The following is a 25282-nucleotide window of genomic DNA, read 5'->3' as shown; positions in this document are numbered from 1 at the left end:
CTTTGCTCGAACCGGCCCTGGGCAACGTCGGCAAGACCGTCGACAACGTATTGCCGCTGGGCCTGCAGCCGACCCTCGGCGGCATCGGCGCGGCGCTCGATCCGACGGCCAGCCCGCTGGCCGGCACGGTGGTCGGCCTGACGCAGCAAGTGGGCGCCACCACCAAGCTGGGCGCGCCGGTCGCCGGCCTGCTCAACACGCTGGGCGGCACCGTCAGCAACCTGGGCGGCCAACTGCCTGGCGGCAACGTGGCCGGCCTGAACGGCGTGCTGCAGGGCCTGGGCGGCGCGGTCAGCAGCGCCGGCGGCCTGTTGAATGCCACGCCGGGCAACACCAACCCGCTCGGCAACACCCTGGCCAATGCCACCGGCGCGGTGGCGTCCCTGACCAGCGGCCTGGGCCTGGGCGGCGCGGTGGGCGGCAACAACGGCGGCCTGCTCAGCCCCATCACCGGCATCCTGGGCGGCGTGACCGGCGGCGCCACGGGCGGCAACGGCGGCCTGCTGGCCCCGGTGACCGGCCTGCTTGGCGGCGTGACCGGTAACCTCGGCGGCGCCACGGGCGGCGCGGCCAACGGCGGTCTGCTGGGTGGCCTGCTCGGCGGCGTGACCGGCGCCACCGGTGGCGGCACGGCCGGCGGCACCACGGGTAACAACGGCGGTCTGCTGGGCGGCCTGACGGGCGGCGTCACGGCCAGCGCCGGTGCCAGCACCGGAGCGGGCGCGGGAGCCAGCGCGGGCGCCAGCGCCGGCACGTCGGGCACCGCCAGCAACGGCGGCCTGCTCGGTGGCCTGCTGGGCGGCGTGACGGCCGGCGTCAGCGGCGGCACCAGCGCCAACGGCTCGACCAACGGCGGCCTGCTCGGCGGCCTGCTGGGCGGCCTGTCGGCCAAGAAGTAATCAACCGGATCCGTGAGGGAGCGACGCCATGCTGCAACAAGAAACCATCGTCCACCACGAGCATGTGACCGTGATGCCTGAATCTCGCAATAATGATCTGCGGCCCGGAATGCTTGACGACATCGCCCTGATGCTGGGCCGGCAGTTCGCCGTGTACAACGCGGCGTGCCAGTCGGCCCTGGCGGAGAAACTGGGTATCCCCCTGGCGGATCTGAAAGCGCTGGAACTGGTGATGGAGTTCGATGCCCTCCCCACCGGCCAGCTGGCCCAGCTGATGGGCATCAGCTCCGGCGGCGCCACCGCCCTGATCAACCGGCTGGAAGCGGCCGGATATGTGCAACGGGGCCGCCACCCGCTGGACCGCCGCATGATCGTGATCCGGCCGGTCGAGGAGCAATGCCAGCAACTGGCCCAGGAACGCCAATGGGTGGCCGAGGCGGTGGTGTTGATGGCCCGGCGCTACGACGCCGGCGAGCTGGAGGTGGTGCATGCCTTCCTGGCGCAATGCGTGCGCGCCCTGAGGCACGACACGCTGGTCTGGCTGGAAACCCGCAACGCCCACGACTGAGCGCCCGCGCGACAGGCACGCCGCGCCCCGATCCGCGAGGATCCGGGCGCGGTTTTCATTGGGGCGCGCCGAATTGCAGCCGCGGCACCGCTTCCAGCAGCCGGCGCGTCATGTCCTGGCGCGGCGCGTGCAACACCGCATCGGCCTCGCCCAGCTCCACGATGCGGCCGCCGTCCATCACCGCGATGCGGTCGGCCAGGTACTCGACCACGCCGAAGTTGTGCGTGATGAACAGGTAGGCGATGCCGAGCTCGTCCTGCAGCTCGCGCAGCAGATCCAGGATCTGCGCCTGCACTGATACATCCAGCGCCGAGGTCGGCTCGTCGCAGATCAGCACCTTGGGCTCGACCGCCAACGCGCGCGCAATGGCGATGCGCTGGCGCTGGCCACCCGAAAACTCGTGCGGATAGCGCGCCAGCGTGTTGGCCGGCAGGCCGACGCGCTCGACCAGCCGCGCGGCGCGGTCGCGGCGCTCCTGCGCGCCCATGCCGCGGCGCAGCGACTCCAGGCCCTCGTCGAGAATGTCGCCGACGCGCATGCGCGGGTCGAGCGAGGCGTACGGATCCTGGAACACGATCTGGATGTCCTGGCGCAAGCGCTGCAGCCGGGCCCGGTCGGCGGTCAGCAGATCCTGCCCCTGCAGCATCGCGCGCCCCGAAATGCGGGCGCCGTCGATCAGGCGCAGCAGCGCCTTGCCGGTGGTGGTCTTGCCGCAACCGGACTCGCCCAACAGCGCCAGGGTTTCGCCGGCGCGCAGCGTGAAGGTCACGCCGTCGACCGCCTTGACCCACGCGGCCACCCGCCGCAACGGGCCCTTGCGCACCGGGTAGTGCACCTTCAGGTCCTGCACGTCCAGCACCACGCCGGGCTCGCGCGGCCGGCGCCTGGCGCCTTCCGCTCCCTGGGCGGCGCGGCCGCCCTCGCTGAGCGGCGCGCCGCGCTTCTCGAAGGTGGGAATGGCGTCGAACAACTGGCGCGCGTAAGGGTGCTTGGGCGCGCGGAAGAATTCCTCGGCGCTGGCGCTTTCGACGATCTCGCCGCCGCGCATCAGGGCCACGTGGTGGGCGACGTTGCGCACCACCGCCAGGTCATGGGTGATGAGCAGCACCGCCATGCCGATCTCGCGCTGGATGTCGGCCAGCAGGTCCAGCACCTGTGCCTGCACGGTGACGTCGAGCGCGGTGGTGGGCTCGTCAGCGATCAGCAGCAAGGGCTCCGCCGCCAGCGCAATGGCGATCATGACGCGCTGCTTCTGCCCGCCGGAGAACTGGAACGGGTAATCGTCCACGCGCCGCTCGGGCTCGGGGATGCCGACCCGCCGCAGCCAGTCGATGGCGCGCGCCCGCGCCGCGGCGCCGCGCAGCGGCGTATGCGCCACCAGCGTCTCGATGATCTGGTCGCCGACCCGCATGACCGGGTTCAGGCTGGTGGACGGTTCCTGGAAGATGATGCCGATGCGGCCGCCGCGCACGCCGCGCATGGCGCTCTCGGGCAGGCGGTTGAGGTCTTCGCCATCCAGGTCGATCTGGCCGCCGACGATGCGCCCGGCATCCGGCAGCAGGCGCAGCAGCGCCAGCGCGGTCATGCTCTTGCCGCAGCCGGACTCGCCCACCAGGGCGAAGGTCTCGCGCTGCGAAATCGCCAGTTGCAGGCGCTTGACCGCGTGCGTGATGCCGCTGTCGCCGGCAATATCCACGTCCAGGCCCTGCACGGCCAGCAAGGGCGAGTCCTGGCGAAGGTCCTGGCTCATGGCGTGTCTCCCGGCTTGGCCGCGCGGGCATCGGCCGCCAGCGCGGCGCCCGGACGGCGGCCGAACCAGCCCATGCCGGGCACGCGGCCCGGCTTGTAGCGGCGGGTGCGCGGGTCGAAGGCGTCGCGCACGGCATCGGCGAACAGGTTGGCGGCCAGCACCAGCGCCAGCATGAAGAGAAACGCGGTCATCAGGTTCCACCAGATCATGGGGTCGCGCGACATTTCGAGGCGGGCGCCATCGATCATCGAGCCGAACGAATTCATGCTGGGATCGACGCCGATGCCCAGGTACGACAGCACCGCCTCGTACAGCACCAGCCCGGAGAATTCCAGCACCACGGTGATTAGCACCAGATGGGCAACGTTGGGCAGCAGATGGCGCGTCATGATGCGCCAGTGCGATACGCCGAAGGCGCGCGCGGCTTGCACGTATTCCAGCTCGCGCAGCTTGAGGGTCTCGGCGCGCAGCAGGCGGCACAGGCCGGCCCAGCCGGTGAAGCCGAGGATCATGCACAACAGGAACAGGCGCAGGTCGGCGCGCGCCGCCGAGGTGTCGAACAGGTCGGCGTGGTTGTCGATATAGACCTGCATCATCAGGGCGCAGGCGGCCACCAGCAGCACGCCCGGGATCGAGGTGATGGTGGTGTAGAGATACTGGATGGCGTCGTCCACCCTGCCCTTGAAATAGCCGGCCGCGATGCCGAAGATGATGGCCGGAGGCAGCATGGCGAGCGTGGTCAGGCTGCCGATGACGAGCGCGGTGCGGATGCTCTTGAGCGCCTGCCACAGCACGTCGTTGCCGATGCGGTCGGTGCCCAGGGCGTGGTAGCCGCTGGACAGCCCGGCCAGCGCCCCCGCCACCAGGCACAGCAGGGTGAAGGTGATGGCCATGGCGCGCCACGGCACCTCGGCGCGCCCGCCCAGAAGAGCCTCTGCCGCGGCCGAAGCGCCGCCGCGCCGCGCCAGGCAGGCGAACAGCAGGCCGGCGCCGACCAACGACACGGCCAGCCCCGCCGCGAGCCCCAGGCCGAGGCGGTAAGAGACGTCGCCCAGGTGGTCACGATCAGGATCGGCCAGGTGCGTGCCAGCCGCCCGCAGCCGCGGGAAGTCGCGCACCGGCTTGTCGTCGACCAGCAGGGTCTCCTTGGTGAACTGGCGCACCGCCAGCGGGCTGGAATAGGTCTTCTCGGGCTGGGTCAGCACGCTGCCGCCCAGCAGGCCGTCCAGCGCCGACTTGACCGCCGGCGCGTAGACCGGGGCGGCGTCGGCCGCCGCGCCCGGCGCGGGCGGCAACTGCGGCCGGTAGTGGACGGAATCGAGCAGGCCGACCAGCGCGAACGCCGCCAGCACCACGGCCGAGCACATCGCGGGCGTGTCGCGCGCCACCCGCGCCCAGGTCGCGCGCAGGTTCGGGCTGCGCCGCACGTGCCAGGCATAGGCCAGCGCGCCCAGCACCATGAGCCACAGCGCGATGTCGGTCCAGAGGAATACGAACTTGGGCATGGCGGCTACTCGAAACGGACGCGGGGGTCAGCCAGCGTGTAGGAAATGTCGGCCAGGATCAGCCCCACGATGTACAGCGACGCGCCCAGGAACACCATGGCGCGCACGATGGAGAAATCCTGCGCGTTGATGGCGTCGATGGTGTAGCTGCCCAGGCCCGGGATGCCGAAGAACGACTCGGCGATCAGGCTGCCCATGAACAGCAGCGGCAAGGCCGCGACGGTGCTGGTCAGGATCGGCAGCATGGCATTGCGCAGCACGTGGCGCAGCAGCACCACGCGTTCGGCCAGCCCCTTGGCGCGGGCGGTGCGCACGTAGTCCTTGCCGATTTCCTCCAGGAACAGGGTGCGGTAGAAGCGCGCCTCGGGGCCCAGCCGCGAGACGATCGCCACCAGCACCGGCAGGGCCAGGAACTTGACCATGTCCAGCCCGCCCTCGAAGCCGGAGAACGGCACCAGCCGCAGCAGCTTGGCGAACATCCACTGGCCGGCGATGATGTAGAACAGGCTGGAGATCGACAGCAATATCACGCACAGCACCACGCCCCAGAAATCCAGCCGGGTGGCGCGGAAATACACCAGCGTCAATGAAAACACGATGCTGGCGAACAACCCCAGGAAGAAGGTCGGCACCGCCAGCGCCAGGCTCGGGCCCATGCGGGTCTGGATCTCGCGGCCGATGTCGCGGCCGCCGTCGGACGCGCCGAAGTCCATCGCCAGGAGCGGCACCGAGCGCTGGTAGAACACGGTGTCGGTCAGTTGCGCCGTGCCCTTGGCCTGGCCGTTGTAGAACAGCGGTTTGTCGTAGCCGTGCTCGACCTTCCATTTCTCGACCGCGTCCTGGCTGATGCGCTGCCCGCCGATGGCCAGGCGCGCCATGTCGTCGGGCGTGTTGACGGCGAAAAACAGGATGAAGGTGAAGAGGTTCACGCCGATCAGAATCAGCACGCCGTACAGCAGCCGGCGGATGACGTAGCCGATCATGATTGATGCTCCTTGCGGGAAGCCTGGGCGAAGGCGGTCTGCCGCTCGCGCCGCTTGAGCGCCACGTACGACGGCCAGATCGCCAGCGCGATCAGCAGCGCGAACAGGCCCACCGGCCACCAGATGGGGGAATTCCACTCGTCGATCTTGCGTTCGCGCAGGACCGGGTCGATCTTCATGTACTGCAGCGTGTTGCGCACCATCTGGGTCGGCTTGGCGTTGCCGACCCACTGCTGGTAGGCGCCGCCCGACATCGGGAAGTAGCCGAACATCCACGGCGCGTCGCGCTGCACGATGGCGACCATGCGCTGGATCAGGGCTTCCTTTTCGGGGCCGTCGTCCAGGAATTTCATCTGCTCGAACAGCTTGTCGTATTCGGGGCTGTCGTAGTTGGCGGCGTTCTCGCCGCCGCCCTTGGCCTTGGCGTTGGGGCCGTACAGCAGGAACAGGAAGTTCTCGGCGTCGGGGTAGTCGGCGTTCCAGCCCCACAGGAAGATCTGCGCCGACCCGCGCCGCATCTTGTCCTGGAAGCGGTTGTAGTCGGTCGAGCGCACGTCCATCTGCACGCCGAGCTTGGCCATCTGCCGCCGCATCCAGTCGAACTGCGGGTTGGAACCGCCGCCCGTCATGGAGTCGTAGTACAGCACCAGCGGCGCGCCGGTCACGGCGTTGCGGCCGTCGGGGTAGCCGGCCTCGGCCAGCAGCTTGCGCGCCACCTCGATCGGCTTGCGCACCGGCTTGCCATCGACCAGGTCGTAGACCACCGGGTTCACGCCCTCGGGCGGTTCGCGGTAGCCCAGCACGCCGGGCGGCACCGGGCCGTAGGCCACCGAGGCCTGGCTGTTCTCGAACACCGCCACGTATTCTTCCCAGTCGAAGGCGATGCTGATGGCCTGGCGCAGCTTGCGGTTCTTCTCGGCCTGCTCGGGCGTGTCGCCCTTGCCCACCACCGGATCGAGCCAGTTGAAGCCCATGTACCAGTTGGCGGTCTCGACCGTGGTGGGCAGTCGGATGCCGTGCTCGGCGTACTTGCGCGCCTTGTCCTGGCTGTCGCCGGCGGCCACCAGCATGGCCACGCCGTACTCGCCGCGCTCGATCTGCGGCACGTCGTAGTAGCCCTGCATGAACTTGCCGGTCAGCGGAATGGCTTCCTTCTCGACGCTGAAGACGGCGCGGTCGATGAACGGCGTGGGCTTGCCGCAATCGTCCAGCAGGCCGGCCGCGCGGTCGCCCGGCTCGCCTTCGCAGGGATAGGGCTCGCCGTGGAAGTTGGGATTGCGCGCCAGCACGTGGCGGCGGTTCTGCAGCGACTCGGCCAGCATGTAGGGGCCGGTGCCGACCGGCCAGGTGTTGAGCGACAGGTCGTGCTCGGCCATGCCGGGCTGGTTGTAGAAGCGGTCGGCCTCCCAGGGCACGGGCGCGGTGAAGGTCATGGCCAGCCAGTACTTGAACTGGGGGTACTTGCCGTTGACGCGGATGCGCAGCGTGTGCGGGTCGAGCGCCTGCACGCCGGTGAAGCCGTCGGCCTCGCGCAGGTCCAGCCACGAGGCGCCCGCCCCGCCCGGCAGGTCGCGGCGCAGCGCCTTGTCGCGCTCGCGCAGGCGGTCGCCATATTCCTTGAGGCCGCTGACGTATTCGGCCATCAGCGAATAGATGGGCGACACCACGCGCGGGCTGGCCAGGCGGCGGAAGGCGTAGACGTAATCGTCGGCGGTGAGTTCGCGGGTGCCGGTGCGCGGGAAATCGGGGATGGCGTACTTGTCGGCCAGGTCCTCCGGCGCGATCGGGAAGTAGTCGTAGCTGCCGTCGGTCTTGCGGGCGAAGGCCGGGTGCGGCGCGAAACGCATGCCGGGCTTGATCTTGATGTCGTAGACGCTTTCGGCGATCTGCTCGCCCGGCGCGTCGGCCGGCAGCACCTTGCCCTGCGCATCCAGGTAGACCGGCGGGTCGATCGAGGCCGCGGCGCGCGGGATCAGTTCGTAGGGCCGCTTGAGGTAGTGGTAGCCATACAGCGTCTCATAGATGTTGTAGGTATAAGGCGTTTCATCGCCGGAATAAGAACTGGCCGGATCCAGGTACTTGGGCGAACGCTTGACGAAGGCGGAATAAAGCGTGTTCTGGCTTTCGGCGCCCGCCGGATAGGGGCTGTTGATGGGACTGCCCTCCCGGGAGCAGCCCGCCAACGCCAGCAACAGCATCATGGCCGCCGCCCAGAGCCGCATCAAAGCACGCATGGAAACCTTTCCTTCTATTCAGTGCGACAGAGAATAGCAAAGGTGCATCCGCCCCAGTACCCTGGCATCCCCCTAGGGAACTTGCCGAGGCGGATCCCCGCGCGCAGCAGGACGGATTACCCCCGCCGCCCCGCGGCGATCAGCCGCACTGGCGCTGGCGCCAGCAGTCGTAGCGCCACTTCCAGGGCTGCATCGGGTCCTTGCCGGCCCACAGGCCGCGGCCGGCGGCCTTGGCCTGGCGCTGCAGGTCGGGCATGGCCTTGTCGTGCAGGTAATCGCCCTGGCGCGCGGTGTAGGCCCAGGCGTAGCCGGCCTCGACCTGCAGCCGGTTGGCCGAGCGGCCGTCTTCCAGGATCAGCGCGCAGACGTCGCGGCCATACTGGTCCTTTTCGTAGCACTGGGCGGTCAGGGTCTTGCCGGCCACCAGGCTGGCCAGGTGCTGACGCGCGGCCTCGGCGTAGGGCTGCCCGGGCTGGTCGGCGCCATGGCCTTCTTCGGGCGCGTCGATGCTGTCCATGCGGATGCGGCGCTGGCCGTCGGGCGCGCGCAGCGTCACGGTGTCGCCGTCCGCCACGTTGACGATCATGCCGGTCAGGGTATAGCTGCCGGCGGGGACGCCGCCGGCCAGGGCCGCGCCGGCCTTGCCGGGCGACGCCGGCGCGCCCGCGCCGGGACGTTCGGCGGGGCGTTCGCCCCCCTGCCGGGAAGGCTGCAGCCAGTTGACGATGGCGCCCGCCGCCGCCAGGATCAGAGCGACGATGAGGGCGGTCAGCTTGCTGCCGCCGCGAAAGGGAGAATTGCCGCGCACGGGCCGGGCTCCAGGGGGGAAAACGCAGGCAGTTTGCCACAGCCGCGCCCGCGCCGCGCGGCAAAGTGCGTCGCCGCCGTCACGCTCCCGGCGCGCGTCGCGCTACAGCCAGCCCGACTTGCGGAAACGCCAGTACAGGAACGAACAGACCGACGCGATCACGCCCAGCGTGACCGGATAGCCGAACGGCGATTCCAGCTCGGGCATGAACTTGAAGTTCATGCCATAGATGCCGGCAATGGCCGTGGGCACCGCCAGGATGGCGGCCCAGGAGGCCAGCTTGCGGGTGGTGTCGTTCTGCGCCGCCTGGCCGATCATCAGGCTGGCTTCGAACGCGAAGGCCAGCGACTCGCGCAGTGAGTTGAACAGTTCATCGACCCGCAGCACGCGGTCGGCCACCTCGCCGAAATACGGGCGCGCGTGTTCATCGACCGCCGACATCTCGACCCGCGCCAGGCGGCGGCAGATCTCGGCGAGAGGCGACACCACGGTATGGATGCGCAGGAGGTCGCGGCGCTGGCGGTACAGCCTGCGGATGTCGGCGTCCTTGGCGCCGCGGATCAGCAGCTTCTGCTCGGCGCCCTCGACCACCGACTCGATCTTGCCGGCCGCCACCACGTAGCGGTCCACCAGCCAGTCCAGCAGTTCGGAGGCGACGTAGTCGCTGCCGCGCTTGAGCAGGTCGGGCGAGGACTCCAGCCGTTCGCGCAAGGGGCTGTGGCCGGCGGTGGCGCCGCGCCGCACCGTGACCAGGAAGCCCTCGCCGATCAGGAACTGGGTTTCGCCGAAGATGGGCCGCTCGGCCTCGACCTCGACGGTGATGACGACGATCAGCACCATGTTGCCGTAGTCGATGATCTTGGGCCGGCGGTGCGACTCCAGCATCTCTTCCTGGTTCTTGTCGCAGGCGCCCAGCTGGTTGACGACGTCGGCCAGCCGTTCGGGGCTGGGATTGCGCAGGCCGATCCACACCATGCCGTGCTTGGGATCGACGTGCTTGCCCACCTCCTCGATGGGCACCTCGTGGTCGCGCCGGCCGTTCACATAGGCGATGGAGGCCACGACTTCGCCCTGGGGCGGCGCGGCGACGGCGGCGGTTGCTTCGGTAGACATAGACATCCTTTGGCGATGCGAGCCCTGCGGGTGCAGCGTATATCCAGCGTATCGGCCGATGATAGCCCACCGGCGCCGCCGCGCGGGGGCGTGCGCGCGGGGTCCGAGCCCCGGCGAACGCGCCCTACGCGAACAGGTTGCGCACGCGCTTGGCCACGTCCACGCTCGGCGCCTGCGGCGCCTTGGCCTCGCGCGCGGGCAGGTCCGGCAGCTTGGGCAGGTGGTCGAACAGCGGCAGCATGGCGTTGGTGATGTAGCGGGTGCGCGAGCCGTAGACGTGGCGGTCGCCCATGCCGGTCTGCTGGTGCACGTAGAAGCGCTGCGGCACGATCAGCTGCAGGCGTTCCTTGGCGCGCGTCATGGCCACGTACAGCAGACGCCTTTCTTCCTCGATCTCTTCGGCGGTGCCGGTGCTCATGTCGGACGGGATACAGCCGTCGACCACGTTCAGCACATAGACCGCCTTCCATTCCTGGCCCTTGGCCGAGTGGATGGTGGACAGGATCATGTAGTCCTCGTCGCGCGAGGGCGCGCCGGATTCGTCGCTGGTGGCGTCGGGCGGGTCCAGCGTCAGTTCGGTCAGGAAGCGCTCGCGCGTGGGGTAACCGGCGGCAATGCGCACCAGTTGGTCCAGGTCGGTCTTGCGCACCCGCGCATCGTCGTATAGCCGTTCGAGCTGGCCGGCGTACCAGCGCAGCGCCAGGTCGACGTCGGCGGGCCAGCGCAGATTGGGGTCGGCCAGGGCCGCGTAGGTGTCGGCGAACGCGCCCCACTCCGCCTGCGCCGCCGCGCCCGGCTTGAATTCGCGCAGCGCGCGCAGCGGCTCGGCCGATTGCGCCATGGCGTCCATCAGCTTGCCGGCGGTGGCCGGGCCGATGCCGGGCAGCAGTTGCGCCACGCGGAACCCCGCCATGCGCCCGCGCGGGTTCTCGGCCCAGCGCAGCAGCGACAGCAGGTCCTTGACGTGCGCCGCTTCCAGAAAGCGCAGGCCGCCGAACTTGACGAAAGGAATGTTGCGCCGGGTCAGCTCCAGTTCCAGCGCGGCGCTGTGGCTGGAGGTGCGGAACAGCGCCGCCTGCGACTTGAGCGTGGCGCCGCCCTCGCGCTGCGCCAGCACCTGGTCGGCCACCCAGCGGGCCTGGCCGGCCTCGTCGCTGACGGTGACCAGCTCGGGCAGCTGCGACGATGGCCGGTCGCTCCAGAGATCCTTGGCATAGCGCTCGGCCGCCAGGCCGATGACGGCGTTGGAGGCGTTCAGGATGGGCTGGGTCGAGCGGTAGTTGCGGTCCAGCGTGATGACCCGCGCCGGCCGCGGGAACTGCGCCGGAAAGTCGAGGATGTTGCGCACCGTGGCGGCGCGGAACGAATAGATCGACTGGGCGTCGTCGCCCACCACGGTCAGGCCGCGGCCGTCGGGCTTCATGGCCAGCAGGATGGCGGCCTGCAGCCGGTTGGTGTCCTGGTATTCGTCCACCAGCACATGGTCGAAGCGCGCGCCGACGTCGGCGGCGATGGCCGCGTCGCCCATCATCTCGGCCCAGTACAGCAGCAGGTCGTCGTAGTCGAGCACCTGCTGGTCCTGCTTGGCGGCGACGTAGGCGCGGAACAGGTTCTTGAGTTCGTCCTCCCATTGCGCGCACCACGGGAAGGTGGCGTGCAGCACGTCGGCCACCGGCGTCTGGCTGTTGACCACGCGCGAGTAGATCGCCAGGCAGGTGCCCTTGAGCGGAAAGCGCGACTTGGTGGACGACAGGCCCAGTTCGTGCCGCACCATGCCCATCAGGTCCTCGGCGTCGCCGCGGTCGTGAATGGTGAAGGCTTCGGACAGGCCGATGCGCTGGGCGCAGTCGCGCAGCAGGCGCGCGCCGATGGCGTGGAAGGTGCCGGCCCACGGCAGCGATGGCGCCTGCTGGCTGCCGCGCAGGTTCATGACCCGCTGCAGCACGCTGCCGACACGGCGCTCCATTTCCTGGGCGGCGCGGCGCGAGAAGGTCAGCAGCAGCATGCGCTGCGGATCGGCGCCGTTCAGGATCAGGTGGGCGACGCGGTGCGCCAGGGTGTTGGTCTTGCCCGAGCCGGCGCCGGCGATCACCAGCAGCGGGCCGTCGTCGCCCGCGCCGCCGACGCCGAATTCGGCGGCCTCGCGCTGGGCGGGGTTGAGGTCGGCCAGGGGATCGGGACGGCTGGACGGGTGGGCGGAGTTCTGGTCGGACATGGGGCGTGGAATGGTCGGCGGCGGGCGCGGTCGGCGCGGCCCGATACCTGGGGATATATCCAGGTATCATAACCGCATCGCCCCCCGCTCCCGATACGCCTGTTTTCGCCATGCGCCTGCTTGCCGGCACCGCTTCCTGGACCGATCCCACGCTGCTGGCGTGCGGCCGCTTCTACCCGCGCGAGGCGCACGACGCCCAATCCCGGCTGCGCTTCTACGCCACCCGCTTCAGGCTGGCCGAGGTCGATTCCAGCTACTACGCCCTGCCCAGCGCCGACAACGCCTACCTGTGGGCGCAGCGCACGCCCGACGATTTCGTCTTCAATATCAAGGCCTACCGCCTCTTCACCGGCCACCAGACGCCGCTGGCCTCGCTGCCCGCCGACATCCGCCGCGAGCTGGCCGACTGGCCCGAGCCCGTCATCTACCACCACGCCATGCCCGACGACCTGCGCGACGAGCTCTGGCGCCGCTACACGCTGGCGCTGGAACCCCTGCGCATGGCCGGCAAGCTGGGCGCGGTGCACTTCCAGTTCCCGCCCTGGATACGGCGCGACGCGCGCGGCCGGGCGTTGGTGGCTGAATGCGTCCGACGCCTGCCGGAACACCTGCTGTCGGTCGAATTCCGCCACCGCGGCTGGTTCGAATCAGCCGCCGCCACGGACGCCACGCTGGCGTTCGAACGGGAACTGGGCGTGGTCCACACGGTGGTGGACGCGCCCCAGGGCTTCGACAACAGCGTGCCGCCGGTGTGGGCCTGCACTCACCCCGACCTGACGCTGCTGCGCCTGCACGGGCGCAACGCGGCCACCTGGAACGCCAACGGCGCCGCCTCATCCGGGCGTTTCCAGTATGAATACTCCGAGGCCGAGCTGGCCGAACTGGCGCGCCGCTTCCAGGAGCTGGCCCGCCAGAGCGGACAGGCGCACGCGGTGTTCAACACCAACTTCGAGGACCAGGGCATGCGCAACGCCGCGGCCTTCGCGGCGGCGCTGGACGGTGGACAGGACCGCCCGGGTTGAGGCGTTCGGGCCGGGTGATCGCGGCGCTCGGACCGGTGGATCGCGGCGCTCAGGCCGGGTGATCGCCGCGCTCAGGCGGCAGGCGCCGGCAGCCCGCCAACGGCCGTCAAAGCCCGTGCCGCGCGGCCAGCCTTGACCGCCCGCGTCAGGCCGGCTGCGCGGCCACCGCCGGCGCGGCCGGCGTCGTGCGCGCCACCTCGGCCAGGCTTTCCAGCAGCACCTCGAACTTGCGCGCGATGTCGTGCTCAGGCACGCAGGCATAACCCAGCAGCAGGCCGGGCCGGCGGCCTTCGGCGCCGACGTAGTAGCGCGACAGCGGGCGCGTCAGTACGCCCTTGCGGCGCGCCACTTCGACCACCCGCAGGTCGTCCATATGCGGCGGCAAAGTCAGCACCAGATGCAGGCCGGCCAGGCTGGCGTCGCGATGCAGCCACTCGGGCCCCAGGCGCCGTTCGATCAGGTTGACCAGCATGGCGCGGCGCCGGCCATACAGCATGCGCATGCGGCGGATATGGGCGGCGTAGTGGCCCTCGGCGATAAAGGTGGCCAGCGCCGCGTGCGTCATCAGGTGGCCTTCGCGGTAGAGCTCGGCATGGGCCGCCTGGAACGCCGCGGTCAGCGGCTTGGGCAGCACCAGGTAGCCGACCCGCAGGCCCGGATACAGCGTCTTGCTGAAGGTGCCCATGTAGATCACGGGCGCGTCCGGCTCCAGGCCCAGCAGCGAGGCGATCGGCCGGCCCGAGAAACGGAATTCGCTGTCGTAGTCGTCCTCGATGATCCAGCTGCCATGCTGGCGCGCCACCGCCAGCAGCTGGCGGCGCCGCGCCAGCGACATCACCGGCCCCAGCGGATACTGGTGCGACGGCGTCACGAAGATGAAGCGCGGCGGCGCCACGGCGGGCGCGGCATCCGGATCCGGCAGCCGCATGCCTTCCTCGTCGACCGGCAGGTGCACCGTGCGCAATCCATTGGCCTGCAGCACCGTGCGCGCGCCCCAGTAGCCCGGGTCCTCGACCCAGGCGGTCTCGCCCGCTTCGCCCAGGATGCGGGTGGCCAGGTCAATGGCCTGGTGCGAGCCTTCGGTGATGAGGATCTGGTCGGGGTCGCAGTCGATCGAGCGCGTCAGCGCCAGGTGCTGGGCCAGCGCCTCGCGCAGCGCCGGCAGGCCGCCGCCGTAGGCATAGGTCAGCAGATCGGGGGTGGGGTTGCGCCAGAGCGCGGAAAAGATGCGGCCGAATTTCTTGTGCGGGAATTCGGTCAGGTCGGGCACCCCCGGCATGAAGGCGCCCCATTGGTAGGGCGAGGCCGACACGCCGTCGACAATGGCCGCGCCCCGGGCCGACAGCGCCGGACGCTGCTGCGGCGGCGGCGCGCGGCGCGACTGGCGGCCGCTGGCCAGGTAGGAGTCGGGCTGCGAGGCATTGACGAAGGTGCCATTGCCCTGCAGGCTGCGGGTATAGCCTTCGGCCAGCAACTGGCCGTAGACGTGCACCACGGTGTTGCGCGCGATGCCGAGTTCGGCCGCCAGGTCGCGCGAGGCCGGCAGGCGCGAGTCGGCGGCAATCGAACCATCCAGGATGGCCTCGCGGATACCGTGGTACAGCCGCTTGTTCATCGGCCCGCCCGCGGCATCGGCCAGGCGCAGCTGCAGCAAGTCTCCAACGATGGACCGCAATTGGTTCTACCTGATTTATAAAAGTGGTTCCCACCAATGGGGCCATAGTAGCATTAAAGTAAGGGTTTACCGCCCACTTGCCATCCGAGGCTGAGATGAAGAATCAGGATTTGAATACCCGCCGTTCCCTGGCCACGCCGCGCGGCGTCGGCGTCATGTGCGACTTCTATGCCGTGCGCGCCGAGAACGCCACGCTGTGGGACGCCAACGGCAAGGAATACATCGACTTCGCGGGCGGCATCGCGGTGCTGAACACCGGCCACCTGCACCCCAAGGTCAAGGCCGCCGTCAGCGCCCAGCTCGACAACTTCACCCACACGGCCTACCAGATCGTGCCGTACGAGGGCTACGTCTCGCTGGCCGAGCGCATCAACCGCCTGGCCCCGATCGACGGCCTGAAGAAGTCCGCCTTCTTCACCACCGGCGTCGAAGCCGTTGAAAACGCCATCAAGATCGCGCGCTCGGCCACCGGCCGCTCGGGCGTCATCGCCTTCTCGGGCTCGTTCCACGGCCGCACCATGCTGGGCATGGCGCTGACCGGCAAGGTCGCCCCCTACAAGCTGTCGTTCGGCCCGATGCCGGGCGACATCTACCACGTGCCGTTCCCCAACGGCACCCAGTCCATCACCGTGGCCGACTCGCTCAAGGCGCTGGACCTGCTGTTCAAGGTCGATATCGATCCCAAGCGCGTCGCCGCGATCATCATCGAACCGGTGCAGGGCGAAGGCGGCTTCAACATCACCCCGCCCGAACTGATGGTGGCCCTGCGCAAGCTCTGCGACGAGCACGGCATCCTGCTGATCGCCGACGAAGTGCAGACCGGCTTCGGCCGCACCGGCAAGCTGTTCGCCATGGAGCACCACTCGGTGCAGGCCGACCTGATCACCATGGCCAAGAGCCTGGGCGGCGGCTTCCCGATCTCGGGCGTGGTCGGCCGCGCCGACGTCATGGACGGCCCGGCCGCGGGCGGCCTGGGCGGCACTTATGCCGGCAACCCGCTGGCGGTGGCCGCGGCCCACGCCGTGCTGGACGTGATCGCCGAGGAAAAGCTGTGCGAACGCGCGGTGCAACTGGGCGACAAGCTGCGCGCCCACCTCGAGGGCCTGCGCGCCAAGGTGCCGGGCATCGCCGACGTGCGCGGCCTGGGTTCGATGGTGGCGCTGGAACTGAACGACGCCAACGGCAAGCCCGACGCCGAGGCGGTCAAGAAGGTGCAGGCCCGCGCCATCGAGCAAGGCCTGATCTTGCTAAGCTGCGGTGTGTACGGCAACGTCCTGCGCTTCCTGTACCCCTTGACCATCCCCGACGCCCAGTTCGACCGCGCGCTGGACATCCTGGCCGAAGCCCTGGCAGCATAAAAACCGGGCGCATTTCGTTCATCCGGTCAGGGGCAGCAGCCTGAACAGGCTTGAGCCGCGCCCGGCCGGATATCCGTCTTCCATGGCGCTATTACGCCATCCCACAATCCTGAACCGGCGCCTCTCCTTCGGGATGCCGCGGATCCGGCTCCGCCGGTCCGCGGGCATGCCCCCTTGAGGGGGAAGCGCGCAGCGCTTCGGGGGTGGGCCCAACTCTTAGGACTATTGCAAATGACGTCATTGACCCATCCCCTGTCGCGCCCCGAACTGCTGCGCGACGCCTGCTACATCGACGGCAAGTGGGTATCCGCCGGCAACGGCCCGTCGATCCCCGTGGACAACCCCTCCACCGGCAAGACCATCGTGTCGGTGCCCAAGCTGGGCCGCAAGGAGACCGAGCAGGCCATCGCCAGCGCCCAGGCCGCCCTGCCCGCCTGGAGCGCCAAGACCGGCAAGGAACGCGCCGCGATCCTGCTGAAATGGGCCCAGCTGATGATGCAGAACCAGCAGGACCTGGCCGCCATCATGACCTCGGAACAGGGCAAGCCCGTGACCGAGGCCGCCGGTGAAATCGCCTACGCCGCCTCGTTCCTGGAGTGGTTCGCCGAGGAAGCCAAGCGCATCGACGGCGACGTGCTGCAAAGCCCCAAGGCCGGCCAGCGCCTGCTGGCGCTCAAGCAGCCGATCGGCGTCACCGCCGCCATCACGCCGTGGAACTTCCCCGCCGCCATGATCACCCGCAAGGTCGGCCCGGCCCTGGCCGCCGGCTGCACCATGGTGGTCAAGCCGGCCCAGCAGACGCCGCTGACCGCGCTGGCGCTGGCGGTGCTGGCCGAGGAAGCCGGCGTGCCGGCCGGCGTGTTCCACGTCATCACCGGCAGCTCGCGCGACATCGGCGCGGCGCTGTGCGAAAGCGAGGTGGTGCGCAAGCTGAGCTTCACCGGCTCGACCGAAGTCGGCCGCACGCTGATGGAGCAATGCGCCCCCACCATCAAGAAGCTGTCGCTGGAACTGGGCGGCAACGCGCCGTTCATCGTGTTCGACGACGCCGACCTGGACCGCGCGGTCGACGGCATCCTGGCCTCGAAGTACCGCAACGCCGGCCAGACCTGCGTCTGCGCCAACCGCATCTACGTGCAGGCCGGCGTGTACGAGGAAGTCGCCAAGCGCCTGGTGGCCAAGGTCAACGCCATGAAGGTCGGCGACGGCTTCGAGGACGGCGTGACGCAAGGTCCGCTGATCGACGCCAACGCCATCGAGAAGGTGCAGGAGCACATCGCCGACGCCACCGCGCACGGCGCCAAGGTCATCGCCGGCGGCAAGCCGCACGCGCTGGGCGGCACGTTCTTCGAGCCGACCGTGGTGCGCGACGTGACCCAGTCGATGCGTTTCGCGACCGAGGAAACCTTCGGCCCGGTGGCGCCGCTGTTCCGCTTCGAGTCCGAGGAAGAAGTCATCGGCATGGCCAACGACACCATCTTCGGCCTGGCCGCCTACTTCTTCACCCGCGACTACGCCCGCATCTGGCGCGTGTCGGAGGCGCTGGAATACGGCATCGTCGGCATCAACACCGGCCTGATCTCCAATGAAGTCGGCCCGTTCGGCGGCGTCAAGCAATCCGGCCTGGGCCGCGAAGGCTCGAAGTACGGCATCGAGGAATACCTCGAGATCAAGTACCTCTGCGTCGACCTGGGCGCCTGAGCGCGTCCCGCCTCCCCCGGGCTCCCGCCCGGGGGAAGATAAACGGGACTCCGGTCCCGTTTATCCCCAGGAATTGTGGACAACCTGGCAGATAACTCCTGCACAGGTGCAAAATCCCCTTTAAGTTCATGCGGTTATAAATCGCGATCAAATGCCGCCCAGGCGTGATAGATTTGCGCGTTCCCTGGACGAGCGACCATGAGCAGAACCTTTACCCGTGACGACACCCGCAAGCTGGCCGGCATCCTGGCCGAAGCCGCGCAGGCGGAGGTCATGCCGCGCTTTCGCAACCTGCCCGAAGGCAGCGTGCGCGACAAGAGCTCGCCGCGCGACCTGGTGACCGACGCCGACGAGGCCGCCGAGCGCCTGATCGCCGCGCGCCTGGCCAAGCTGCATCCGGGCGCGGTGCTGATCGGCGAGGAAGCCTCGACCCGCAACCCCGCCCTGCTGAACATGCTGGTGGACGCCGAACTGGCGTTCCTGATCGACCCGATCGACGGCACCCGCAACTACGTCGCCGGCCTGCCGCTGTTCGGCATGATGATCGCGGCCTGCCATCGCGGCGACGTGATCGCCGGCGTGATCTACGACCCGGTCAACCGCGACAGCGCGCTGGCCGTGCGTGGCGAAGGCGCCTGGATGGAGTACGAGAACGGCAAGCAGGCGCCGCTGGCCGTGGCCTCTCCCGCGCCGCCCGAGGACATGGACGGCCTGATTTCCACCGGCGCCCTGCCCGAGCCGCTGCGCACCACGGTCAACGGCAACCTGTCGCGCCTGGGCAGCACCGCCAGCCTGCGCTGCGCCGCCCACGAATACCGCATGCTGGCGGCCGGCCACAGCCACGTCGCGCTGTACAACCAGTTGACCGCCTGGGACCACGCGGCCGGCTGGCTGCTGCACCGCGAAGCCGGCGGCTACGCGGCGCGCTTCGACGGCTCGCCCTACAAGCCCACCCACCGCAGCGGCGGCCTGCTGTACGCCCCCGATGCCGGCAGCTGGCACGCGGCGCGCAAGGCCCTGCTGGGCGACGCCATTGCCGACGCCGAAGGCTGAAATACCGGGGCCGGATGACCACGCATGCGTCGAAAATAGCCCCAACTTGCTCGCAAAATCGGGGTAATCCCTAGGAATTATCCACAGTATCTGTGGACAACCCTTTGGAAAGGTCTGTAACGGCGCAAAAAAATCCTTACAGGGCGGGCACTTGGTTAAACCGGTCAAAAACCGGCCGCTGTCCGTCCCGCTTTTACGCCGCCGTCAGCGCTTCCAGCGCCACCGCGCTGGGCAGCTCGATCTTGAGCGTCAACAGGTTGTCGGCCCGGGTGCGGCCCAGGTTGATGGCCGCTATCGGCATGCCGTTGCGGGAGGCCGCCGTGACAAAGCGGTAGCCCGAATAGACCATCAGCGACGAGCCCACCACCAGCACCGCGTCGGCCGCCATCAGGCCGGCATTGGCGCGGTCGACCCGCTCGCGCGGCACGGTCTCGCCGAAGAACACCACATCGGGCTTGACGATGCCGCCGCAGACCGGACAGGGCGGCACCTGGAACGACGCGAAGTCCACGCCCTCCAGGTCGGCGTCGCCGTCGGGCGCGTCATCGGCCTCGAAGGCGATCCAGCCGGGGTTGTATTGGTGCAACGTGTCCTGCCAGGCATCGCGGCGGCCGCGCCAGTCGCAGTTCATGCAGCGCACCTGGTCGAGCCGGCCATGCAGGTCGACCACGTCGCGGCTGCCGGCGGCTTCGTGCAGGCCGTCGACGTTCTGCGTCACCAGGACCGACACCCGGCCGCGCTGCTGCAATTGCGCCAGCGCGCGGTGCGAGGCGTTGGGTTGCACCTGGCCGAAACGGCGCCAGCCCACCATGCTGCGGGCCCAGTAGCGGGCGCGCGCGTATTCGCCGCCCATGAAAGTCTGCAGCGTCATCGGCGGCGAGCGTTTCCATTCGCCGTCGGTGTCGCGGTAGTCGGGGATGCCGGAATCGGTGCTGACGCCCGCCCCGGTCAGCACGAACAGCCGCGGGTGGCGGTCGACGAAGCCGCGCAGCGCGGCCAGATCCGAAACACGTGTGTCCATCCAGGCTCCCGTATCGAGGCGCGGGCGAGCAGGCCGCCCGGGCCGGACGCGGGCGGCATCGAAGCCGCCCACCGCACCGCGGACCTCAGCCGCCCAGGCCGCAATCCGGCGTGTCGCTGACCAGGCTGGCCTGGGTCACGTTGCTGCCCGGCGGCACGCTGCGCGTGAGCCAGACGTTGCCGCCGATGGTCGAGCCCTTGCCGATGGTGACGCGACCCAGGATGGTGGCGCCCGCGTAGATGACCACATCATCTTCGATCAGCGGATGGCGCGCCAGGCCTTTCTTGAGTTCACCGTTCTCGCCCGGCGGGAAGCGCTTGGCGCCCAGCGTGACCATCTGGTAGAGCCGCACGCGGTCGCCGATGATGGCGGTTTCGCCGATCACCACGCCGGTGCCGTGGTCGATGAAGAAGCTGCGGCCGATGGTGGCGCCGGGATGGATGTCGATGCCGGTGTCGGCGTGGGCGATCTCGGCCACGATGCGCGCCAGCATCGGCACGCCCAGGCGGTACAGCACGTTGGCCAGGCGATGGTGGATCATGGCGGCCACGCCGGGATAGCACAGCAGCACTTCGTCGACGCTGTGCGCGGCCGGGTCGCCCTGGTAGGCGGCGGTCACGTCCAGGTCGAGCGCGGCGCGCACGCGCGGCAGCTCGGCGCCGAACTGGCGCACGATCTCGATGGCGCGCGGCTGCGAATCGGCCAGCAGCGCCGGATCGTCGCGGCTGACGTATTGCAGCTCCAGGTTGACCTGGTGCAGCAGCGCGTCCAGCGCCGCGCCGATGGTGTGGCCGACGTAGAAGTCCTCGACCTCTTCGCGCAGGTCGATGGGGCCCAGCCGCATCGGGAACAAGGCGCCACAGAGGTCCTTGATGATCTGGCGCAGCGCTTCCTGCGACGGGAACTCGCGCAGGCCGGCGTCTTCGCGCAGGCGGCCGCGCGGGCCGCGCCAGGCCACGCGCGCCTGGCGCAGGCCCGAGACGATGCTGTCCAGGTTCCAGTGGGCGGTGGGAAGGTAGGCCGGGCCGCTCATCGGGACAGCCCCTGCGGGATGCCGGCCGGGCCGGCGAACGGATGAGAATCGAGCATGACAGTGCCTCGGTGACGGTGCATCGCGCGTGACGGCGGGGCCGCGCGGCGATGCTGCTTCGCAATATTTCCGTCAACTGTAACCGCTCGGCCCGCTTCGCGGAACCCATCCGACACGCCGTTGGGGTTATGACGCCGCGGACTCCGGGTCATAGCCATGCGGATTGCCCTGTTGCCAGCGCCAGCCATCGGCGCACATGGCATCCACGCCGCGCGTGCTGCGCCAGCCCAACAGCGAGGCGGCCAGGGCCGGATCGGCCCACATCCGCTCGATATCGCCGGGACGCCGCGGCCGGGTGCGCAGCGGGATGCGGCACTGGTTGACCCGCTCGAAGGCGCGCACCAGCTCCAGCACGCTGGTGCCCTGCCCGGTGCCCAGGTTGACCGCCACGAAGCCCGGGTGGCCGGCCGCATAGGCCAGGGCCTGCACATGGCCCTGCGCCAGGTCCATGACGTGCAGATAATCGCGCACGCCGGTGCCGTCCGCGGTGGCGTAGTCATCGCCGAACACGTTCAGGAACGGCTGCCGCCCCACCGCCACCTGCGTGATATAGGGAAACAGGTTGTTGGGCACGTCGCGGGGGCTTTCGCCGATCTGGCCGCTGGGATGCGCGCCGATCGGATTGAAGTAGCGCAGCGTCACCGCGCCGAACGCCGGCTCGGCCGCGCACAGGTCGCGCAGCATCTGCTCGACCATCAGCTTGCTGCGGCCATACGGATTGGCCGGCGCCAGCGGATGCGCCTCGGTGAACGGCAGCGAGCGCGGCTCGCCATAGACGGTGGCCGACGAGCTGAACACCAGCCGCGTCACGCCCTCGTCGCGCATGGCGCGCAGCAACGCCACCGATCCGGCCACATTGTTGTCGTAGTACTTGAGCGGATCGGCCACCGATTCGCCGACCGCCTTGCAGCCGGCCAGGTGCAGCACCGCCTGCACCGGGTCGCCGCGCCGCGCCTCGCGCGCCAGCAGCGCCTGCACCAGCCCGGTCTGGCGGATGTCGCCCTCGACCAGCGGGATCGGCGCGCCGCACAGGCGCTCGACCCGCCGCACCGCCTCGGCGCTGCCGTTGCTGAAGTTGTCCAGCACCAGCGGCCGCTGGCCCGCCGCCAGCATCGCCACCAGAGTGTGGGCGCCGATGTAGCCGGCGCCCCCGGTGACCAGCACGCGCATGTCCGTCATGCCCGCTCTCCGTCAAAGGTGCGCCGCCACGCCCGGCACCCAGGCATGGCGCGGCCGCGGCGCCTGGGCATGGCCGCGATAGCGGTCGATCCAGTACGAGGTGGAAGCGTCGTGGCCCCAATCGACCACGCCGGCCGACACCGGCACCGCCAGCTCGCGCTCGATGCCGCTCGCCAGACGCTTGCCCAGTTCCACGCCCCATTGGTCGAAGGGATTGACGCCCCACACCACGCTTTGCACGAACACCTTGTGCTCGTACAGCGCCAGCAGCGCGCCGAGGGCGCGCGGATCGAGCTGGCGCAGCACGATCAGCGTGGACGGCCGGCCGCCGGGATGCACCATGTGGTGCGCCAGGCTCAGCGCCTTGTCGGGGTCGTCGATGTGGGCCACGTCCAGCAGCGCCTGCTCCAGGCTCTTGCCGCGCATCAGCGCCTGGCGCTGCGCCAGGCAGTTGGCCAGCAGCATGCGGTGGGCGTCGGGACTGTCGGGGTGGCCCTGCAGGCTGGCGATGAAATCGACGGGCGCGCCCTGGGCGCTCTGGTGCAGCCACTGGAAGAAAGTGTGCTGCCCGTCGGTGCCCGGCATGCCCCAGATGATCGGCGCGGTGGGCACGTCGACCTCTGCGCCATCGCCGCCGACGCGCTTGCCCAGCGATTCCATTTCCAGCTGCTGCAGATAGGTCACCAGGTGCAGCAGCCGCGCGCTATAGGCCGCGATGTTGAGCGAACCGTGGCCCAGCACGCTGCAATTGACCAGCCCGGCCAGCGCCAGCTGCACCGGCGCATTGGCCGCCAGCGGCGCCTGCTGGAAGTGCTGGTCCATGGCCTCGGCGCCGGCGCGCATGCCGATCAGCACGTCGGCGCCGACGGTCAGCGCGATCGACAGCCCGGCCACCGACCAGACCGAATAGCGCCCGCCGACCCAGTCGCACATGCGGAACACCTGGCTCGACGGCACGCCCAGCGCGCGCGCCGCCGGCACGTTGGCGGTGACCGCCGCCAGGTGTTCGGACGGATCGGCCACGCCGCCCTGCTTGAGCCAGGCGATGGCGGCGCGGGCGTTGTGCAGGGTCTCGGCGGTGGTGAAGGATTTGGACGACACCACCACCAGGCAGCGGCGCGGGTCCAGCCCGGCCACCGCGTCATGGAAGGCATGGCCGTCAATGTTGGAGACAAAGCGGATCTGGCGGCGCTGCCCGGCGCCGCCGAAGGCCTGGATCGCCAGGCGCGGCCCCCAGTCGCTGCCGCCGATGCCGATGTGCAGCACCGCGGAAAAATCGGCGCTCTGATCGATGCGCCGCACGAAGTCGGTCATGCGCGCGTACTCGCAGACCGAGTCCTCGTCCTGCCCGTCCGGCTGTTCGCGGGTGCGGCCGGCGCGCAGCGCCGTGTGCCAGGCCGGCTTGCCTTCGGTCCAGTTGACCGGTCCGCCGCCGAACAGCGCCTGGCGCGCGGCGTCCAGTCCGCGCGCGCGCAGCAAGGCCTGCGCCGCGGCGTCCAGCGCGCCGGACTGCCGCTGCATCGTCAGGTCCACGCACAAGCCGGCCGCCTCGATCACCTTCAGCGTGCTCCCGTCCAGCGCGGCGCCGCGCGCCGCCTGCGCGAATGCCTGCCATTCGGCGCTGGCGGCCAAGCTGTCCGCTTCTGCCCCGGCCCGGGCCTCTCTCGCAAAATTCGCCTTTCCCATCGCGTGATGCTCCTTAGAACGGTAAACGGATATGAGGGGCAACGCGCCGGAACGCATTGCGGAAGTCCTCCTCGATGCGGGCCAATGCGGCCACGGTGTCTCCTTCGAAACGCAGCACCACCGTCGGCGTGGTGTTGGACGGCCGCGCCAGGCCGAAGCCATCGGCGTAGTCGACCCGCACCCCGTCCAGGTCGTTGATGGACAGGGCGCCGGGAAACTGCCCGTGCTCGCGCAGCGCCGCGACCAACGCGAACTGTTCGCCCTCGGTGGTTTCCAGCTTGATTTCGGGGGTGGCGCAGGACTGCGGCAGGCTTTCCAGCAGCGCCGACGGATCGGGCGCCGCCGACAGGATCTCCAGCAGCCGCGCGGCCGCGTAGATGCCGTCGTCAAAGCCATACCAGCGTTCCTTGAAGAACACATGGCCGCTCATCTCGCCGGCCAGCAGCGCGCCGGTCTCGCGCATCTTGGCCTTGATCAGCGAGTGTCCCGTCTTCCACATGGTCGGCTTGCCGCCGGCCTCGGCGATGGCGCGCGCCACGTGGCGGCTGCACTTGACGTCGTAAAGGACCTCGGCGCCGGGGTTGCGCGCCAGCACGTCGCGCGCGAACAGGATCAATTGGCGGTCGGGCCAGATGATCTGGCCGGACTTGGTGACCACGCCCAGCCGGTCGCCGTCGCCGTCGAACGCCAGCCCCACCTCGCAATCGGAATAGCGCAGGCAATAGATCAGGTCCTGCAGGTTCTGCGGATCGGCGGGGTCGGGATGGTGGCCCGGGAACGATCCGTCCACCTCGCAGAACAGTTCCGTGACCTCGCAGCCGAGCGCCCGGAACAACGCCGGCGCCACCGCGCCGGCCACGCCGCTGCCGCAGTCGATGGCGATCTTCATCGGCCGCGCCATGCGGATGTCGCCCACCAGCCGCGCGGCGTAGCAGGGCTGGATCTGCATCTGGGTGCGGCCGCCGGCCACGCTGGCCGACTCGATCGGCAGGCGCATCGCGTCGCGCAGCGCGGTGATGCCTTCGCCGTACAGCGAGGCGCCGTCCATCACGATCTTGAAGCCGTTGTGGGTCGGCGGGTTGTGGCTGCCGGTCACGGCGATGCCGGCGCCGGTGTCCATCAGCCAGGTGGCGAAGTACACCATCGGCGTGGTGGCCATGCCGATGTCGATGACGTGCAACCCGGCCGAGCGCAGGCCGGCCTGCAGCGCCGCCGCCAGCTCCACGCTGCTCAGGCGCCCGTCGCGCCCCACCACCATGGCGCGCGCGCCCAGTTCCAGCGCCCGCGCGCCCGCCGCCATGCCCAGGCTGTGGGCGAAGCGCGCGTCGATTTCCTCGGGCACCGTGCCGCGTATGTCGTACGCTTTGAAGACCGCATCCAGGATCTGCGGGGTTTCCCAGCCAAACGTTCCATGCATGCCAG

18 protein-coding genes and 1 pseudogene are annotated in these 25282 nt (G+C 69.7%); 6 read left to right on the top strand and 13 right to left on the bottom strand.

Annotated features, from left to right (window positions below):
- Positions 1-899: pseudogene (locus AruCF_RS29805) on the top strand (collagen-like triple helix repeat-containing protein); the annotation flags it as partial.
- Between the two features lie 28 nt (positions 900-927).
- Entirely contained in the window at positions 928-1467 is a 540-nt protein-coding gene (locus tag AruCF_RS08405; RefSeq protein ID WP_053085997.1) for a MarR family winged helix-turn-helix transcriptional regulator, read from the top strand.
- A gap of 55 nt (positions 1468-1522) precedes the next feature.
- Here AruCF_RS08405 and AruCF_RS08400 read toward each other — a convergent pair whose 3' ends face one another.
- The 7 genes from AruCF_RS08400 to AruCF_RS08370 form a co-directional block, all read right to left on the bottom strand.
- A complete protein-coding gene (locus tag AruCF_RS08400; RefSeq protein WP_049072994.1) occupies positions 1523-3217 on the bottom strand; it encodes an ABC transporter ATP-binding protein in 1695 nt (564 codons plus the stop codon).
- Positions 3214-4722, bottom strand: a complete 1509-nt coding sequence (locus tag AruCF_RS08395; RefSeq protein WP_049072993.1) for an ABC transporter permease — start codon at positions 4720-4722, stop codon at positions 3214-3216. Before AruCF_RS08395 ends, AruCF_RS08400 begins: the two co-directional genes overlap by 4 nt.
- A gap of 5 nt (positions 4723-4727) precedes the next feature.
- Positions 4728-5705, bottom strand: a complete 978-nt coding sequence (locus tag AruCF_RS08390; protein ID WP_049072992.1) for an ABC transporter permease — start codon at positions 5703-5705, stop codon at positions 4728-4730.
- A complete protein-coding gene (locus tag AruCF_RS08385) occupies positions 5702-7939 on the bottom strand; it encodes an ABC transporter substrate-binding protein (RefSeq protein WP_104010806.1) in 2238 nt (745 codons plus the stop codon). The genes AruCF_RS08390 and AruCF_RS08385 overlap by 4 nt, the downstream gene beginning before the upstream one ends.
- Positions 7940-8078: 139 nt before the next feature.
- Positions 8079-8747: a thermonuclease family protein gene (locus AruCF_RS08380; RefSeq protein ID WP_049072990.1), complete on the bottom strand. Its 669-nt coding sequence runs from the start codon at positions 8745-8747 to the stop codon at positions 8079-8081.
- Positions 8748-8849: 102 nt separating this feature from the next.
- Entirely contained in the window at positions 8850-9860 is a 1011-nt protein-coding gene (locus AruCF_RS08375; RefSeq protein ID WP_049072989.1) for a magnesium and cobalt transport protein CorA, read from the bottom strand.
- A gap of 124 nt (positions 9861-9984) precedes the next feature.
- Positions 9985-12075, bottom strand: a complete 2091-nt coding sequence (locus AruCF_RS08370) for an ATP-dependent helicase (RefSeq protein ID WP_049072988.1) — start codon at positions 12073-12075, stop codon at positions 9985-9987.
- A gap of 110 nt (positions 12076-12185) precedes the next feature.
- On the opposite strand from AruCF_RS08370, the gene AruCF_RS08365 reads away from it, so the two are divergent.
- The gene (locus AruCF_RS08365; protein ID WP_049072987.1) at positions 12186-13097 is read left to right on the top strand and encodes a DUF72 domain-containing protein; all 912 of its coding nucleotides are present in this window, start codon (positions 12186-12188) and stop codon (positions 13095-13097) included.
- Positions 13098-13242: 145 nt separating this feature from the next.
- Here AruCF_RS08365 and pdxR read toward each other — a convergent pair whose 3' ends face one another.
- The gene (pdxR, locus tag AruCF_RS08360; RefSeq protein ID WP_366617436.1) at positions 13243-14772 is read right to left on the bottom strand and encodes a MocR-like pyridoxine biosynthesis transcription factor PdxR; all 1530 of its coding nucleotides are present in this window, start codon (positions 14770-14772) and stop codon (positions 13243-13245) included.
- A 95-nt stretch (positions 14773-14867) separates the two neighbouring features.
- Here pdxR and AruCF_RS08355 point away from each other — a divergent pair, with 95 nt between their 5' ends.
- The 3 genes from AruCF_RS08355 to AruCF_RS08345 all read left to right on the top strand — a co-directional run bounded on the left by AruCF_RS08355 (position 14868) and on the right by AruCF_RS08345 (position 18884).
- Positions 14868-16130, top strand: a complete 1263-nt coding sequence (locus AruCF_RS08355) for a 4-aminobutyrate--2-oxoglutarate transaminase (RefSeq protein WP_049072986.1) — start codon at positions 14868-14870, stop codon at positions 16128-16130.
- A 231-nt stretch (positions 16131-16361) separates the two neighbouring features.
- On the top strand, positions 16362-17831 hold the full coding sequence (locus AruCF_RS08350) for an NAD-dependent succinate-semialdehyde dehydrogenase (protein WP_049072985.1): 1470 nt from the start codon (positions 16362-16364) through the stop codon (positions 17829-17831).
- A 198-nt stretch (positions 17832-18029) separates the two neighbouring features.
- Positions 18030-18884, top strand: coding sequence for an inositol monophosphatase family protein (locus tag AruCF_RS08345; protein ID WP_049072984.1), 855 nt, complete (start codon positions 18030-18032; stop codon positions 18882-18884).
- A gap of 193 nt (positions 18885-19077) precedes the next feature.
- Here AruCF_RS08345 and AruCF_RS08340 read toward each other — a convergent pair whose 3' ends face one another.
- The 5 genes from AruCF_RS08340 to AruCF_RS08320 form a co-directional block, all read right to left on the bottom strand.
- Positions 19078-19905, bottom strand: coding sequence for an NAD-dependent protein deacetylase (locus AruCF_RS08340; protein WP_049072983.1), 828 nt, complete (start codon positions 19903-19905; stop codon positions 19078-19080).
- Positions 19906-19990: 85 nt separating this feature from the next.
- Positions 19991-20938: a serine O-acetyltransferase EpsC gene (gene epsC / locus AruCF_RS08335; RefSeq protein WP_049072982.1), complete on the bottom strand. Its 948-nt coding sequence runs from the start codon at positions 20936-20938 to the stop codon at positions 19991-19993.
- A 183-nt stretch (positions 20939-21121) separates the two neighbouring features.
- Entirely contained in the window at positions 21122-22174 is a 1053-nt protein-coding gene (gene galE, locus AruCF_RS08330) for a UDP-glucose 4-epimerase GalE (protein ID WP_049072981.1), read from the bottom strand.
- Positions 22175-22186: 12 nt separating this feature from the next.
- Entirely contained in the window at positions 22187-23860 is a 1674-nt protein-coding gene (pgi, locus tag AruCF_RS08325; RefSeq protein ID WP_049072980.1) for a glucose-6-phosphate isomerase, read from the bottom strand.
- A gap of 13 nt (positions 23861-23873) precedes the next feature.
- Positions 23874-25277, bottom strand: coding sequence for a phosphomannomutase/phosphoglucomutase (locus AruCF_RS08320; protein ID WP_049072979.1), 1404 nt, complete (start codon positions 25275-25277; stop codon positions 23874-23876).
- Positions 25278-25282: the final 5 nt, after the last annotated feature.

Source organism: Achromobacter ruhlandii (assembly GCF_002082135.1).
Lineage (GTDB): Bacteria > Pseudomonadota > Gammaproteobacteria > Burkholderiales > Burkholderiaceae_B > Achromobacter > Achromobacter ruhlandii.
This window is presented reverse-complemented; position numbering and strand designations above follow the sequence as displayed.

Excerpts from the sequence above, each read along its gene's own strand:
- AruCF_RS08320 (WP_049072979.1), bottom strand. The coding sequence starts at position 25,277 with ATGCATGGAACGTTTGGCTGGGAAACCCCGCAGATCCTGGATGCGGTC.
- pgi (WP_049072980.1), bottom strand. The coding sequence starts at position 23,860 with ATGGGAAAGGCGAATTTTGCGAGAGAGGCCCGGGCCGGGGCAGAAGCG.
- epsC (WP_049072982.1), bottom strand. The coding sequence starts at position 20,938 with ATGAGCGGCCCGGCCTACCTTCCCACCGCCCACTGGAACCTGGACAGC.
- AruCF_RS08370 (WP_049072988.1), bottom strand. The coding sequence starts at position 12,075 with ATGTCCGACCAGAACTCCGCCCACCCGTCCAGCCGTCCCGATCCCCTG.
- AruCF_RS08340 (WP_049072983.1), bottom strand. The coding sequence starts at position 19,905 with ATGGACACACGTGTTTCGGATCTGGCCGCGCTGCGCGGCTTCGTCGAC.
- AruCF_RS08350 (WP_049072985.1), top strand. The coding sequence starts at position 16,362 with ATGACGTCATTGACCCATCCCCTGTCGCGCCCCGAACTGCTGCGCGAC.
- AruCF_RS08405 (WP_053085997.1), top strand. The coding sequence starts at position 928 with ATGCTGCAACAAGAAACCATCGTCCACCACGAGCATGTGACCGTGATG.
- AruCF_RS08385 (WP_104010806.1), bottom strand. The coding sequence starts at position 7,939 with ATGCGTGCTTTGATGCGGCTCTGGGCGGCGGCCATGATGCTGTTGCTG.
- AruCF_RS08345 (WP_049072984.1), top strand. The coding sequence starts at position 18,030 with ATGAGCAGAACCTTTACCCGTGACGACACCCGCAAGCTGGCCGGCATC.
- AruCF_RS08365 (WP_049072987.1), top strand. The coding sequence starts at position 12,186 with ATGCGCCTGCTTGCCGGCACCGCTTCCTGGACCGATCCCACGCTGCTG.
- AruCF_RS08400 (WP_049072994.1), bottom strand. The coding sequence starts at position 3,217 with ATGAGCCAGGACCTTCGCCAGGACTCGCCCTTGCTGGCCGTGCAGGGC.
- galE (WP_049072981.1), bottom strand. The coding sequence starts at position 22,174 with ATGACGGACATGCGCGTGCTGGTCACCGGGGGCGCCGGCTACATCGGC.
- AruCF_RS08395 (WP_049072993.1), bottom strand. The coding sequence starts at position 4,722 with ATGCCCAAGTTCGTATTCCTCTGGACCGACATCGCGCTGTGGCTCATG.
- AruCF_RS08390 (WP_049072992.1), bottom strand. The coding sequence starts at position 5,705 with ATGATCGGCTACGTCATCCGCCGGCTGCTGTACGGCGTGCTGATTCTG.
- AruCF_RS08355 (WP_049072986.1), top strand. The coding sequence starts at position 14,868 with ATGAAGAATCAGGATTTGAATACCCGCCGTTCCCTGGCCACGCCGCGC.
- AruCF_RS08375 (WP_049072989.1), bottom strand. The coding sequence starts at position 9,860 with ATGTCTACCGAAGCAACCGCCGCCGTCGCCGCGCCGCCCCAGGGCGAA.